Below are 13,756 nucleotides of genomic sequence, written 5' to 3' on the forward strand. Positions count from 1 at the left end.
GCCTGGACAGAACCCAATGCTACGATTGCCACGGATCTGATGAATATTTCCGCCAAGTCGTATGATACGCTAACATTCCGTATTGCTGTCGTGCGACCCACAGGACAGGAAGTCAACGTGACGCTGACCGACAAAAGCGGCAAGACGGCTACCGTTGCAGCAAGCGCTTTTACCGACGCCCTCTATAATGCCCCGCGCAAAATGGAAAACGGGCTGCCCATGACCGACGATCCCCGCGATGCGCCGTTCGCCGATGGACAGATGAAAGTCCTGCTCAACATGGTGGCGATTCCGCTCAAGGCGTTCGGCGGCATTGATATGACCGGCCTGAAGGAACTGAAACTCAGCTTCCCCAGGGAAAGCGGCAAGGTGGCGGTCACCGATATCGAGTTGCAAAACTTCAGCCGGGAAGCACCGCTGTCACTATCTGCCCGTAAATAGCGCATATGAAGTCACGCATCCCGCTTCGGCATAGCCTGAGGCGGGATGCGCATTTTCAATCGCATATTTATCAAGAACACTGGGCGCGGATGTCCGCACCACGCCGATAAACGAAGGCAGCCCAAATTTCAGCAGAACATCAAAATTTACCGAACGTTCACCATAATCCTCAAAACGCCCGCCGATTGCCAAGTTTTAACCTTGAATCAGCGCAATTTGATGAAACTTGTTCGTTCATTCGTAAACGTGTTCTGGAGAGTAGCAATGGCACAACAGGCGGCATCGATGGCATTCGCATTGCCGGGCGGAGAGCAGTCGCTCCCTTCGCGCAAACGACCGATCGACCTCGTTCACCTGACCCGCGAGACTTTCGGTGACCGCACGCTGGAGACCGAAATTCTCGGCCTCTTTTCCCGCCAGACCAGCAGCATCGTCGACCGGCTCGCCCATGCGACGCCGGACGAGCGTGCGCGGCTTGCAAAGTCGCTCAAAGGCTCGGCCCGCATCATCGGCGCTTTCGGCGTCGCCGACGTGGCTGAAGCCATCGAATATGCGCCGGCCGACCTGAGCAAGCTCAAGGAACTGCGGCCCATTATCGACGACGTGCGCGACTATATCGCTGCCATTACCCGTTGAGGCGCTTCAGACATAACGTTGCCCGGTGCCGCGCGTGCTCGGGCTGCGTCAGGGAGTGCAATTGACTTCCCGCCCCAAATCCCTATGTCAGCGATAAAATTTCCTGCTTGGGGCATGCTATGGCGAAAATCACGTTTGTCACTTTTGATGGCGCACGGTTCGAAACGGACGCAGAAAACGGTTCGACCGTGATGGAGAATGCGATCCGCAATGCGGTGCCGGGCATCGATGCGGAATGCGGTGGCGCCTGCGCCTGCGCCACGTGCCACGTCTACGTCGATGAAGAGTGGACGGGCGTTGCGGGCGAACCGGAAGCCATGGAAGAAGACATGCTCGACTTCGCTTATGATGTGCGCCCCAATTCGCGCCTGTCCTGCCAGATTCGCGTATCCGACGATCTCGACGGTCTCGTGGTGCATGTTCCCGAGCGGCAGGCCTGATATTTTCTCATCGATGGATTAAAATCGCTGCTCGGCGCGCCATTTTGCGGCTGGGCGAGGATGCATTCACTTGACCTTGGCAAATGCAGTCGCTACGCGCTGTGCAGCCCGTGCGTCCCGTATGCACCAGCCAAGTCCCAATTTCGTCTGCACGGCATACAGAACCTTCTGGCACGAGGAATTTTCGATGAGCGAAGTTATCAAAACCGATATTGTCATCATTGGCGCCGGCCCCGTCGGTCTGTTTGCGGTGTTCGAGCTAGGCCTTTATGACCTGAAATGCCACCTCATCGATATTCTCGATCGTCCGGGCGGCCAGTGCGCCGAGCTCTATCCGGAAAAGCCGATCTATGACATTCCGGCCTGGCCTATCATCAGCGGCCATGATCTCACCGAAAAGCTCATGGAGCAGATCAAGCCCTTCTCGCCGCAATTCCATTTCAACCGGATGGTTACGAAGCTGGAGCGTCGGGCCGACGGCGGTTTTCATGTCGAAACCGACGAGGGCGAGGTCTGCGAGGCGAAGGTGGTCGTGATTGCGGCCGGTGGTGGCTCGTTCCAGCCCAAGCGCCCGCCCGTTCCCGGCATCGAGGCCTATGAGGGCAAGAGCGTCTTTTACTCGGTGCGCCGGATGGAGGAGTTCCGCGACCAGGATATCCTTATCGTCGGCGGCGGCGATTCCGCGCTCGACTGGGCGCTCAACCTGCAGCCGATCGCGCGCAGCCTGACCGTCGTGCATCGCCGCGCAGAATTTCGCGCCGCTCCCGACAGCGTCAAGAAGATGTTCGAACTCGTCGAAAGCGGCAGCGTCCGCTTCGAGCTTGGGCAGGTATCAGGACTCAAGGGCGAGGACGGGCAACTCAGCCATGCGACGATCAAGGGCAGCGAAGGCGAAATCGACATTCCGGTCACGCGCATGCTGCCATTCTTCGGACTGACGATGAAACTCGGACCGATTGCCGATTGGGGGCTTAATCTGCATGAGAATCTCATTCCGGTGAATGTCGAGAACTTCGAAACGTCGGAACCGGGCATCTTCGCCATCGGCGATATCAACTGGTATCCGGGCAAGCTGAAGCTCATCCTTTCCGGCTTCCACGAAGCCGCCCTGATGACACAGGCGGCAAAGCACATCGTCAGCCCAGGTGAGCGGATCGTCTTCCAGTACACGACGTCGTCGACAAGTCTGCAGAAGAAGCTCGGCGTCGCCAACTAGGCCCGGTTACGGCGTCTTGCCAAACTCGCGGATCAGGCGGTAGCTCAATAGCCGCCCGAAGCGGTCTTCGAAATTGAGCGCCTCGACCTTGTCGAACTGCACCTGGGCAAGGTCGTGCTGCTTCATAAGTTTCGCGGTCAGCGTGCTGATATCGTTCTTCAATGTCGCGCAGTCGCTGCGCCAGGGCAGCGCTTCGATCTGGCGTTCCATGTTGCCCGCCGCGGTGCGGGCAATGGAGATGTGGCTTTCCTCGTGCCGCTTGATATCGGCTGACAGTGTGTCCCAGATCATTGCAAGATCGGCTGGCGCGGTGCGCCGCTGCGCCCAGCGCGGCAGGTAGACATGCGCATGGACGATGATTGTCGCGTCGACCACACGACAGGTCTTGCCATTGGAGCCGTACTTGATGCGGCTTTCGAAGCGCATCTTGGTCATGCCCGGATGGCGCTGCCCGGTTTTCTGCAGGACCGGCCCGCGGCGGTATAGCTCGCGGTCAAGATCCGCTGCCGTCTTGCCGTTCAGGTTGAAGTATTCATAGCTGCGCAGGACCGTCGCTGCGTTGGCAGGCTGTGCTGCAAGGACGATCGCTGTGGCAAACGCTGCAGCTTTAGCAAAAATACGCATGATCTGTTCCTGTGTTCCGGCCAAGTCTGCCCGATCCAGACCCTATCGTCAAAAACATTGCGGATGAATTGACGCCGTGCGCGTTCTGTTCAAAAACAGGGGAATGTGAAGGGAGTAAGGCGATGGATTGGAATTGGAAGCTCGGGCATGGCCGCACGCTAACGCTTGGGAACCGCGCCCTGATCATGGGCGTCCTCAACGTTACGCCGGATTCCTTTTCCGATGGCGGCCAGCATTATTCCCTGGACCAGGCGCTTGCCGGAGCCCGGCAGATGATTGCCGAAGGCGCCGATATCATCGATGTCGGCGGCGAATCGACCCGCCCGGGCGCAACGCGGGTAGAACCGCATGTGGAGCAGTCGCGGATTCTGCCGGTCATCGAGGCCCTCGTGAAGGAAAGCGACATCATCATCTCCGTCGATACCTATCGCGAAGAGACGGCGCGGCTTGCCGTTCGCGCCGGCGCCCATATTGTCAACGATGTGTGGGGCGTCCAGCGGGAGCCTGCCATCGCCGACCTTGCCGCCGAGACAGGCGCGGGTCTCGTCATCATGCATACTGGGCGCGAACGCGAGCGCGATCCGGACGTCATTGTCGACCAGTTCGCGTTTCTCAATCGCTCGCTCGAAATCGCCAAGCTTGCCGGCGTTGCCCGCGAGCAGATCGTCCTTGATCCCGGTTTCGGCTTTGCCAAGGATACCGCGGAAAACATCGCGCTTATGGACCGGTTCGCCGAACTTGAGGCATTCGGCTATCCGTTCCTCGCCGGAACGTCGCGCAAGCGCTTTCTCGGCGCAACGTCGGGCGGCGAGGGGGAGCAGCGCGACGTTGCGACGGCCGCATCCTCGGCTATGCTTCGTCTCGCCGGCGCCGATATTTTCCGCGTGCACAATGTGGCAATGAACCGTAGCGCCCTTGCGCTCGCCGATGCGATGCTTGCTGCGCGGCGGAAACGCCGATGAAGCAACCCATGCAAAGGGCCTGGCTTGGCCTCGGCGGCAATATCGGCGACCCTGTGGTGGCCATGGCGCAGGCACTGCGTGCGCTTGATGGACGCGAGGACACGGATGTCGTCGCTGTTTCGCCGGTTTACAAAACGCCGCCCTGGGGCAAGACCGACCAAGCCTCGTTCCATAATGCCTGCGCCGAGGTTTTGACCGAGCTTGAGCCCGAGGCGCTGCTTTCGACCTGCCTCGACATCGAGAAAGAGATGAAGCGCGAACGCATCGAGCGCTGGGGACCGCGCATCATCGATATCGACGTGCTTGCCTATGCCGGATTCGAGATTTTCGCGAGCCCGTCCCTGGTCCTGCCGCATCCGCGCATAACCGAGCGGGCCTTCGTGCTCGTCCCGCTCGCCGATATCGCGCCGGATCTGGTGGTTGACGGCAAGCCCGTGTCGCATTGGCTAGCTCGTTGCGACAAGACCGGGGTTGAGGAAGCGCTGGACGATTCAGACTGGTGGCACGAAGGGGCTTGAGGCGCTACAATTGATGCCGGGCCGGCCCGCGGCAACGCGAGGTGATGGAGAAGGGAAGGTATTGCGTAAGCGAAGAGGGCCGAAGGCTCAGTTCTTTGCGATACTTCCGACAGCCACCGAATCGACGCGCTTCAAGGAAACCCCGACAACCGGAATAAGCTGGTCTTCAAGGCGAACGGATATCGTCACGTTCATCGTGTTGTCGCTGGTGAATTTTGCCTGCATCGCGCCGGTGAGCTGCTTTCGGCTGATCGAAAGAACGACGCGGTCGCCGGCGACGTTGCCGCCGGTAATATCGAGGCCCTTGCCGGCGGAGCCGTCAAGGAAGGTGCCCTTGTAGCTATTGCCGGAGCGGATGACCGTTGCCTTCATCGGCTGGTTGAAGATGCCGACGCGGCAGCTGCCGTCGAGCGTCATGCCCGGCTTTTCTGCCGGCGTTGTTCCGTCAAGGGTGCAGGTAAATTTCGTGCCCTTGTATTTACCGGCGACGATCTCGCCCGGTCCGGTCCATTGACCCTCGACCGTACGGAAGAACTCGGCATCGTTGTCCCTTGCTTGCGCCGATGGCGCGAGAAGCGCGCAGGCGAACAGGGACAGGGCAGCGGCTGTTGCGCTTCTCTTCATCGGCGGGACTCGACACAAATCATTGGAATAGGTACGTGGGGCGATCATGGTCCGGAATGGTTAACGGAAAGTTGCCGTCCACAGAAAACGTGTCGCGACCAAGATTGCAACCAATAATTGGCGAACGAGGCACTATTCCTTTTTCGTTCCGCCGATACGGGCCAAATCTCCGATGAAATCGCCGATATTCGGGCGCCGTTCGGCATTGAAGGGAAATGGCCGCACTAGGTCCATTGCCGAAATGCCGATGCGCGCCGTCATCAGGCCGTTGATCACACCTTCGCCGAGGCGCGCGGAAAGTTTTGCGGCAAGCCCATGGCCGACCAATTGCTGGATGATCGAGTCGCCCATGGCAACGGTACCGGTGACGGCAAGATGCGCGATCACATTGCGGGTCAGCCGCAGAAAGCCGAGCGTGCCGGGCCTGCCGCCGTAAAGTTCCGACAGGCGCCGGATCAACCTCGCGGATTCGAACACGACGTAGCCGATATCGACCAGAGCGCGCGGACTGACCGCGGTGACGATGGAGACGCGCTTGGCGGCAGCAAGGATCATGTCGCGTGCCTGGCGGTCGAGCGGGCGCAGCAACTCGGTTTCGCTGAGGCGGATGAGGTCGCGACCATCGATGACCTCGTCGCGCAGATCGTGGAGAAGCGCGCGGCCCTTGGCCGTGGGCGGCAACGTCTCGGCGATGGCGACGAGCTTGCCGACGACGGCCTTTGCTGCGCGGCTGTCATTGCCCTCGGCGGCTTTCGCTGCCTCTTCGCGCAAATGCTGCACGGACGCCAGCCGGCGCAGGGCGAGACCCTCGCGCAGCACGATTCCCACAAGTGCAAATGCCGCAAGGAAAGCGACGGCAAGCGCCAGCCAGCCGAGCCAGGGCGCCCGTTCAAACAAGGTGCGGATAAGATTGTCGGCCCATAACCCCAGAGCAAGCGATACCAGGATGCCGAGTGCGCCGGTGAAGAGCGATGCGAAAGAAAAGCGCGACTTGCGGGCAAGGGCGGGCGGCGGCGTCAGCGCGTCGAGCTCATTGGCAACGGCGTCATCGGCGTCGAAGACGTCGACGGCAGCCGGCGTAATCACAGCAACATCCTTGATCGCTGTCGGGCGGCGCGCCTGGGATTTCGGCGCACTGGCAGCATGTCGTGTTTCCGGCGCAGCTGCTGGGTCGAGGCGAAAGGCTGCGGGCTTGCGCGAGTTCTGGTCCGTCATGCGAGGCGATCTCCGATGAGGAACTGTAGGGCGCGATCGAGCCGGATATGCGGCAGCGACAGTGTTATACCCTCGGCGGTGCGTTCAAGCTTGGGTGGCCGGAAGCGAACGAAGCGAATGGCCGGATCGTCAGCGGGGCGGTCCGGAGCTTCAAAGATTGAATCCGGTTTTGCCGGCAAGTCACCGGGAAATATGGCAGTTTCAGTCTTGCCGTCGAATGTCTCGCCATTGATCGTCTCGCCCTTCAAGGGCGTACCAACGATCACGGGCAATACCTCCCTGCCTTGCGTCACGGTTGCCTCGCGCGTCGTTCGAACGGCGGCCATGGCGAGCACATCGACGCTTGCACCCGAAAAATCGGCCCGGCTCACCGCGCGGTCGACGAGCCGGCGCACGATGGCTTGGAGCCGGTCGTGGCTTTCATGGTGGAGATGATCGGCCTTGGTTGCGGCAACGAGGATGCGGCTGATGCGCCGCTGCACCAGTCCTGTCAGGAAGTTTGTGCTGCCAGGGCGAAAGCATGAGAGAATTTCCGTCAACGCCCTTTCGAGATCCGCTACCGCGGCCGCACCGGCATTCATGGCCTGCATGGCATCGACAAGAACGATCTGGCGGTCGAGGCGGGCGATATGCTCGCGGAAGAACGGCTTGACGACATGGGTCTTGTAGGCCTCGTAGCGGCGCTCCATCATGGCGGCAAGTGTCCCGGGTCGATGCTTGCCATCGGCAAGGCCGGGAAGCGGCGCGAAGGTAAGTGCGGGCGAACCGTCGAGATCGCCCGGCATCAGGAAACGGCCGGGCGGCAGGGTCGAAAGCGCCCGTTCGTCCGCCTTGCCCGCCTTCAGATACGCGGTGAAGCTTTTCGCCAACTTCTGCGCCAGCATTTCGTCGGCCGGGCCATCGGCCTCGGCGCCGGCTGCCTCCTGGAGCCAGTCGGTCGCGACATCGCGGTGGCTGGCGAGTTGAGCCAACTCAAAGGAATCCTTCGAAAACTCACTGTAGGATTTACCGAGAAGCGGCAGGTCGAGCAGCCACTCGCCCGGGTAGTCGACGATATCGACCGAGAGCTTGCCGCCGGAAAACATGCGATTCCACATCGATGCGGATTCATATTCGATCGTCAAACGGAGTTCAGAAATGGCCCGCGTCGATTCCGGCCAGATGCGGTCGTCGATCAGTGCCTTGAGGTGTTCTTCATATTGGAAGCGCGGCACGGCATCATCCGGCTGCTCCTCCAGATAGGCGCGGGCGATGCGTCCGGATTTCTGCGCTTCGAACAGCGGCAACCGGCCGCCATGGATCAGATTGTGGACGAGGGCGGTGATGAAGACTGTCTTGCCGGCACGCGAAAGGCCGGTTACGCCGAGGCGCAGCGACGGCGAAACGAGCGCGCTGGTCCGGTCGGCCAATGTATCGAGCGCAATTTTGGCTTCGTCGGTAAATGTCGTCAGTGTTCCCAATTCTATCGTCCCATGGCGCGGTCACAGTTTCAGCCATATGGGACGAAGCCCGGTCGATGGCAAGGAATTGACGTCTTAGAGGTGATGTTCGGCGGGTGAGAAGAACGCCTGAAGCATACCGGTTCCCGGGTTAATTTCGGCGAGAGGGGCGTCAAAACTGATGACGGCGAGACCGGCGGTGGGGAAACCCGATACCAGGTCAGGGTGTGCCGGTGACTTTGCCTGGTCTATGAGCGCGATCGCAAGCTCCTCCATCATGGGATTGTGGCCGACAAGCATGACGGAATTGGCGGTTTCGTGTTCGAGGCCGGCCATGCGCACGCTCAAAAGGTAGCCATCGGCGCCGCCCGAGTAGAGCTTTTCGGCGTCGTCAAGGATAAAGGGTGGTTCGAGAGCGATATATTCAAGGGTTTGCCGCGCCCGGATTGCAGGTGAACACAGGACGATTTCAGGCCGAAATCCAGACCGCTTCAGTTCCTCGCCAACGACCTTGGCAGCTTCGATGCCGGCAATATCGAGGGCACGGTCAAAATCCTTCTGACCGGCGGAAGGCCAGAGCGCTTTTGCATGCCGCAACAAAAAGACCTGACTCATCTATCGATTTCCCAGCGCTATGATGCCCGTTAGAAGTGGTTGCATGCTTCTTCAAAAGACGCAATTGCTGGATTCAGCTGTGGCGCAAATGTCAAAATAATCAAATAATTGTGCAAAAGGCGCCTGCGGAAATTCTGTGCTGCATGCGTTTTGGAAGTGCAAGCTACAACTCCCAGTAGAGTGTAAGAGCTATAAAAGGCCGCGTTTGGCCCCGAAAACCAATCATTTCGGTGCAGAAAATTCGAACATCCTGCCAATTTTGCCAATAAATTGAGCAAATTCCTGCCATTTGTTTCTGGGATTTACATGTCTTTTTGTAGTTGTGTGCCCATGTGACACGACCTATATAGGCCTCCTCGCGTCTCATAGGTGCAGGGTGATTCAAAGATGAATGAACTGATCGATCTTGACTATAAGCCCACGGATGACGAGCCCTTCATGAGTGATCGGCAGAAATCCTATTTTCGTGAAAAACTCATCAACTGGAAAAACGACATTCTGCGGGAGGCGCGCGAAACGCTCGAGATCCTGCAGCAGGAAAACGCCAACCTGCCGGACATAGCCGATCGCGCCTCGTCCGAAACTGACCGCGCGATCGAGTTGCGCGCCCGTGACCGCCAGCGCAAACTCATCTCGAAGATCGACGCCGCTTTGCAGCGTATCGACGACGGAACCTACGGCTTTTGCGAGGAGACCGGGGATCCGATCAGCCTGAAGCGTCTTGATGCACGGCCGATCGCAACGCTTTCTATCGAAGCCCAGGAACGTCACGAACGACGCGAGAAAGTTTACCGCGACGACTGAGCGGAGAATATCAAAGCACCAGAGAAAGGCCCGGTTTTCCGGGCCTTTCGTTTTTATACGGTCTATCGTTTTTCGGGCTTGGAGAGTTCGCCAAGGAGACGCTCCATCTCGTCCTCGATATTGTCGGCTTTCCTGGGAGCCTCGTCCTTGCCGGGTGCAATGTTGAGCTCGCTTTCAAGATCCGCCTCGAAGGCCTCGGAGAAATCGATCTCGCCGAGCGTCACGTCGGGCTCCACCGTCTCGGCAGGGCCGACGTTTTCGAGCGTCGGTTCCTTATAGGCCGAAGGTGCAGGCGCAGCCGAGGCGGGTTCATTGCGTACGGCGAAGGGAAAAGCTGCGGCGGTGGTCGTGCGCGGTTCCGAAGGGCGCTCGCCTGCGGGTGCGGGCGAAGGCGAGTCCATCTTCGGCGCTGGCGGTTGCGGAGCGGATGCCTGGCGCATGACGCGGGGCCAGACACCGTTTTCGGCCGCAGGCGCACTGACGGCTGGCGTCTCGACGGCGGGTGCGGCGAAGGAGGGGGCCTCTACTGCCGTCGCAACCGTTGCGACGCGAGCGGCTCCAGCTGCTGCGGGCAGCGGAGGAACGGGAACGGCGGCCGGCGCATGCTTCGGTGGTTCGGCGAGACGCAAATCCCGCTGCGGCGCGACCGGACGCTGTTGGGGCGGTGCCGGGCGCAAGGGGATCTGCGGCGCGGCCTGCGCCGTTGGCGCAGGACGGTGCGGAGCGGGGGCTGCGGCGGGCGCGACCGGTTCCGGGGCGGCGATCGGAGCAATCGGCTCCGGCTGCGGTTCTTCCACCGCCACTGGGCGCTTCGGCTCGGCCGCGGGCGCGGAAACCGGCGGTGCTATTGTTTCGTTGCGCGAGGGCTGCTTTGCGAACTGGCGGATATTCTGCTCGATGACGACGTCGCTCGGGCCGCCGATCAGGATGAGATGTTCCACATCGTCGCGCCGTACGAGCACGAGACGCCGGCGATTGTCGACGGCTGCCGCGTCAGTCACTGAGAGGCGCACCTGCCTGTTGCGGCCGCCGGCGACGAAGGTTCCGCCGGTTGCCCGCCGCAAGATGGCGAAAACGATCAGCAACAGCAGGATCACCAGGAGGAACAGCAGGACAAAACCGACGATGGGGGCGGCTGTGTCACCGACGATAGGGGCGAGCCAAGCGTTCATGACGAACTCTCCTTTAAGGTCTCCGAGCCCAAAACCTGTTCCCCGACATGGGCTTCCACGCAATACTTTGCGTGACACTAGTGCGAGCCAATGCCCGCCGCAACCCTGATGCCGTCAGTCTACCCTGGGATAAATCATTAGCCGGAAGCATCCGCCCGGCGGGGATATGGAATCGGCAGTCAGCCAACGAGTAGTGGACGAACGCCCCGCATTTGAAAGATAGGGTTTATAGCGCCGAAAAGATATGATCCAAACGATTCGAAGCGAGACAGCGCAGCCAGGGCCGTGGCGGCGATTGTGAGGTAAAAAGGGGTTTGAGACGCATGTCTCAAGAAACGAACAGCGATCTTTATCCAGAACCGATCATTGCGAATACCAAGTCGAACAAGGCGGGTCTGCGTCTCGTTATCCTCGGTGTGCTGCTCGTCGGCGTTTCGATCCTATACTTCATTTACCGGGACCAGTTGGGGCAACAGTTCCTGCTCGGACTGCTCGGCACGCTGGCCATGACCGGCGTTTTCTATCTTTTCGGCTCGGCGATCAACGTCATCCAGTTCACCCCGCGTGGCACGAGCGACGAGCTGACACGCGCCTTTGTCGATACGCTGCCCGAAGGCACCGTCGTTTGCGACCAGAAGGGGCGCATCGTCTACGCAAACCGCGCCTATGCGCAATTGACGGGTGTCACCAACTCCAATGATGTCCGCCCGATCGAGCATATTCTTTCCGGGGAGGCTGCCGCCTCAGATCCCATCTACCGTCTCGCCAATGCCGTGCGCGACGGCATTTCCGGGCAGGAAGAACTCAGGCTGTCGCGTCCGCTTGATCCGTCGCGCGAACCGGTCCCGACCTGGTACCGCATCAAGGCGCGCCCCGTCGCCGGCATTCCTGACCAGACCGCCCCGGTCTATGCCTGGCAGATCGCCGATATTTCGGCCGAGCGCGCCGAGCAGGAGCGCTATTTCCAGGACATTCAGGAAGCGATCGACCATCTCGATCATGCGCCTGCCGGTTTTTTCTCCGCCGATCCTGACGGGCGCATCATCTACATTAACGCGACGCTCGCCGAATGGCTCGGCGTCGATCTGACGCGGTTTACGCCGGGTTCGATGATGGTTCGCGAGATCGTCGCCGGCAATGGCATGGCGCTGATCAATGCGGTCAAGACCGAGCCCGGCACCAGCCGCAATACGGTGATCGACCTCGACCTTGCCAAGGCCAACGGCCAGAGTCTCGCCGTGCGTTTTTATCACCGCGTACAGGTGCAGCGCGACGGAAGGCGGGGCCCGAGCCGCACGATCGTTCTCAACCGCGCCGAGGGCGAGGACAACTCGGCCGCGTTGCGCGCGGCGGAAGTGCGGTTCACGCGCTTCTTCAATTCCGCCTCGATGGCAATTGCAGCCGTCGATGCCACAGGCAAGATCCTGCGTACCAATGCGCGGTTCCTCGGTCTGTTCGCGCCCATCGTCGACCGTGACGACATCGACCGGCGCATCCCGCTGGAGACCGTGGTGCACGAGCGCGACCGGGAAGCCTTTGACCGGGCACTTGCGGCTGCATTTGCCGGTCAGGCCGAGATTTCGCCGGTCGATACGGTCGTTCCGGGCAATGAGGAACGCCATCTGCGTTTCTACATCAGCCCGGTGTTCGATGCGGGATCTGAGGACGGCGCCGAGGAAGCCGCCATCGTTTCGGTCGTCGAGACGACGGAACAAAAGGCACTCGAGGCCACGATGGCCCAGAGCCAGAAAATGCAGGCCGTGGGCCAGTTGGCCGGCGGTATTGCCCACGATTTCAACAATGTGTTGACCGCCATCATCATGTCGTCGGACCTGCTCCTGTCCAATCACCGCGCGTCCGATCCGTCCTTCGCCGACATCATGAACATCAAGCAGAATGCCAACCGCGCCGCATCGCTGGTGCGCCAGCTTCTCGCTTTCTCGCGCCGTCAGACCTTGCGGCCGGAGGTTCTCAACCTCACCGACGTGATTGCCGATGTGCGTATGCTGCTGACGCGGCTTGCCGGCACGCAAGTAAACCTCAAGATCGAGCACGGCCGAGACCTTTGGCCGGTACGGGCCGATCTTGGCCAGTTCGAGCAGGTGGTCGTCAATCTGACGGTCAATGCACGCGATGCGATGCCGGATGGCGGCGACCTCATCATCCGCACCCGCAATGTCGGCGAGGCCGAATCTGCCGAGCTCAATTACCGCGATCTCGTTCCGGGGGACTACGTGCTGGTCGAGGTTGCCGACAGCGGCACCGGCATGCCGCCGGAGGTCATCGCCAAGATCTTCGAGCCGTTCTTCACCACAAAAGAGGTGGGCAAGGGGACGGGCCTCGGCCTTTCCATGGTCTACGGCATCATCAAGCAGACCGGCGGTTCGATCCACTGCGAATCCGAGCCCGGCAAGGGCACGATCTTCCGCATATTCCTGCCGCGCTATCTGGAGGAGAAGCAGGCCGCGACTGTCAATGCCGATGGCGAGGTGATCGCCGCAGAAGCGCCGAAACGCGAGAAGAAGGCGGAAAAGGCAACCGACCTTTCAGGCTCGGCGACGGTTCTCCTCGTCGAGGACGAGGATGCGGTGCGCATGGGCGGGCTGCGTGCGCTGCAGTCGCGCGGCTATACGGTGCACGAGGCTTCCAGCGGCGTCGAGGCGCTGGAGGTAATGAAGGAACTTGGCGGCAAGGTCGATATTATCGTGTCGGACGTGGTGATGCCGGAAATGGACGGCCCGACACTGCTGCGCGAGTTGCGCAAGGAATATGGCGACATAAAATTCATCTTCGTGTCGGGATATGCCGAGGACGCCTTTGCCCGCAATCTACCCGAGGATGCAAAGTTCGGATTCCTGCCGAAGCCGTTCTCATTGAAACAGCTCGCGACGGCCGTCAAGGAGATGCTGGAGGGCGAGTAGGGAAGTAGGGAAGTAGGGAAGTAGGGAAGTAGGGAAGTAGGGAAGTAGGGAAGTAGGGAAGTAGGGAAGTAGGGAAGTAGGGAAGTAGGGAAGTAGGGAAGTAGGGAAGTAGGGAAGTAGGGAAGTAGG

At 60.4% G+C, this 13,756-nt stretch carries 15 protein-coding genes; 8 read left to right on the forward strand and 7 right to left on the reverse strand.

The features are described 5' to 3' along the window. A partial coding sequence (locus AC1DNI_RS22520; RefSeq protein WP_477693489.1) for a hypothetical protein occupies positions 1 to 441 on the forward strand: 441 nt, incomplete at its 5' end. On the opposite strand, the gene AC1DNI_RS22525 is transcribed toward AC1DNI_RS22520, so the two are convergent. Next, positions 424 to 633: a hypothetical protein gene (locus tag AC1DNI_RS22525; protein WP_477693490.1), complete on the reverse strand. Its 210-nt coding sequence runs from the start codon at positions 631 to 633 to the stop codon at positions 424 to 426. The genes AC1DNI_RS22520 and AC1DNI_RS22525 overlap by 18 nt on opposite strands. A gap of 72 nt (positions 634 to 705) precedes the next feature. On the opposite strand from AC1DNI_RS22525, the gene AC1DNI_RS22530 reads away from it, so the two are divergent. From AC1DNI_RS22530 to AC1DNI_RS22540, 3 genes are all read left to right on the forward strand, one after another. After that, the gene (locus AC1DNI_RS22530) at positions 706 to 1,077 is read left to right on the forward strand and encodes an Hpt domain-containing protein (RefSeq protein WP_091921969.1); all 372 of its coding nucleotides are present in this window, start codon (positions 706 to 708) and stop codon (positions 1,075 to 1,077) included. Positions 1,078 to 1,196: 119 nt separating this feature from the next. Next, entirely contained in the window at positions 1,197 to 1,517 is a 321-nt protein-coding gene (locus AC1DNI_RS22535) for a 2Fe-2S iron-sulfur cluster-binding protein (protein WP_477693491.1), read from the forward strand. A gap of 187 nt (positions 1,518 to 1,704) precedes the next feature. Beyond that, complete coding sequence (locus AC1DNI_RS22540; protein WP_477693492.1) at positions 1,705 to 2,733, forward strand: NAD(P)/FAD-dependent oxidoreductase; 1,029 nt, start codon at positions 1,705 to 1,707, stop codon at positions 2,731 to 2,733. Positions 2,734 to 2,739: 6 nt separating this feature from the next. Here AC1DNI_RS22540 and AC1DNI_RS22545 read toward each other — a convergent pair whose 3' ends face one another. Then, positions 2,740 to 3,357 (reverse strand): DUF922 domain-containing Zn-dependent protease, encoded by a 618-nt coding sequence (locus tag AC1DNI_RS22545; RefSeq protein WP_027231671.1) that lies wholly within the window; start codon positions 3,355 to 3,357, stop codon positions 2,740 to 2,742. A gap of 122 nt (positions 3,358 to 3,479) precedes the next feature. Between AC1DNI_RS22545 and folP the strand changes: the two genes are divergently transcribed. Both folP and folK read left to right on the forward strand, forming a co-directional pair. Then, on the forward strand, positions 3,480 to 4,319 hold the full coding sequence (gene folP, locus AC1DNI_RS22550) for a dihydropteroate synthase (RefSeq protein WP_477693493.1): 840 nt from the start codon (positions 3,480 to 3,482) through the stop codon (positions 4,317 to 4,319). Then, positions 4,316 to 4,837, forward strand: a complete 522-nt coding sequence (gene folK, locus AC1DNI_RS22555; RefSeq protein WP_477693494.1) for a 2-amino-4-hydroxy-6-hydroxymethyldihydropteridine diphosphokinase — start codon at positions 4,316 to 4,318, stop codon at positions 4,835 to 4,837. The genes folP and folK overlap by 4 nt, the downstream gene beginning before the upstream one ends. A gap of 87 nt (positions 4,838 to 4,924) precedes the next feature. On the opposite strand, the gene AC1DNI_RS22560 is transcribed toward folK, so the two are convergent. The 4 genes from AC1DNI_RS22560 to AC1DNI_RS22575 form a co-directional block, all read right to left on the reverse strand. Then, positions 4,925 to 5,461 (reverse strand): hypothetical protein, encoded by a 537-nt coding sequence (locus tag AC1DNI_RS22560; protein ID WP_477693495.1) that lies wholly within the window; start codon positions 5,459 to 5,461, stop codon positions 4,925 to 4,927. A 132-nt stretch (positions 5,462 to 5,593) separates the two neighbouring features. After that, entirely contained in the window at positions 5,594 to 6,676 is a 1,083-nt protein-coding gene (locus AC1DNI_RS22565) for a YcjF family protein (protein WP_477693496.1), read from the reverse strand. Then, the gene (locus AC1DNI_RS22570; RefSeq protein WP_477693497.1) at positions 6,673 to 8,136 is read right to left on the reverse strand and encodes a YcjX family GTP-binding protein; all 1,464 of its coding nucleotides are present in this window, start codon (positions 8,134 to 8,136) and stop codon (positions 6,673 to 6,675) included. Before AC1DNI_RS22570 ends, AC1DNI_RS22565 begins: the two co-directional genes overlap by 4 nt. Positions 8,137 to 8,211: 75 nt before the next feature. Beyond that, positions 8,212 to 8,730, reverse strand: a complete 519-nt coding sequence (locus tag AC1DNI_RS22575) for a SixA phosphatase family protein (protein WP_477693498.1) — start codon at positions 8,728 to 8,730, stop codon at positions 8,212 to 8,214. A gap of 387 nt (positions 8,731 to 9,117) precedes the next feature. Here AC1DNI_RS22575 and dksA point away from each other — a divergent pair, with 387 nt between their 5' ends. Continuing rightward, positions 9,118 to 9,534 carry an RNA polymerase-binding protein DksA gene (dksA, locus tag AC1DNI_RS22580; RefSeq protein ID WP_027231664.1) on the forward strand — a complete coding sequence of 139 codons (417 nt, stop codon included), beginning with the start codon at positions 9,118 to 9,120 and terminating at the stop codon, positions 9,532 to 9,534. Between the two features lie 62 nt (positions 9,535 to 9,596). Here the strand turns inward: dksA and AC1DNI_RS22585 are convergent, their stop codons facing one another. Further along, positions 9,597 to 10,706 (reverse strand): hypothetical protein, encoded by a 1,110-nt coding sequence (locus AC1DNI_RS22585; protein ID WP_477693499.1) that lies wholly within the window; start codon positions 10,704 to 10,706, stop codon positions 9,597 to 9,599. A 323-nt stretch (positions 10,707 to 11,029) separates the two neighbouring features. On the opposite strand from AC1DNI_RS22585, the gene cckA reads away from it, so the two are divergent. Then, complete coding sequence (gene cckA, locus AC1DNI_RS22590; protein WP_477693500.1) at positions 11,030 to 13,627, forward strand: cell cycle histidine kinase CckA; 2,598 nt, start codon at positions 11,030 to 11,032, stop codon at positions 13,625 to 13,627. The last annotated feature ends 129 nt before the right edge of the window (positions 13,628 to 13,756 follow it).

It is taken from the genome of Phyllobacterium sp. 01N428 (genome assembly GCF_056399405.1).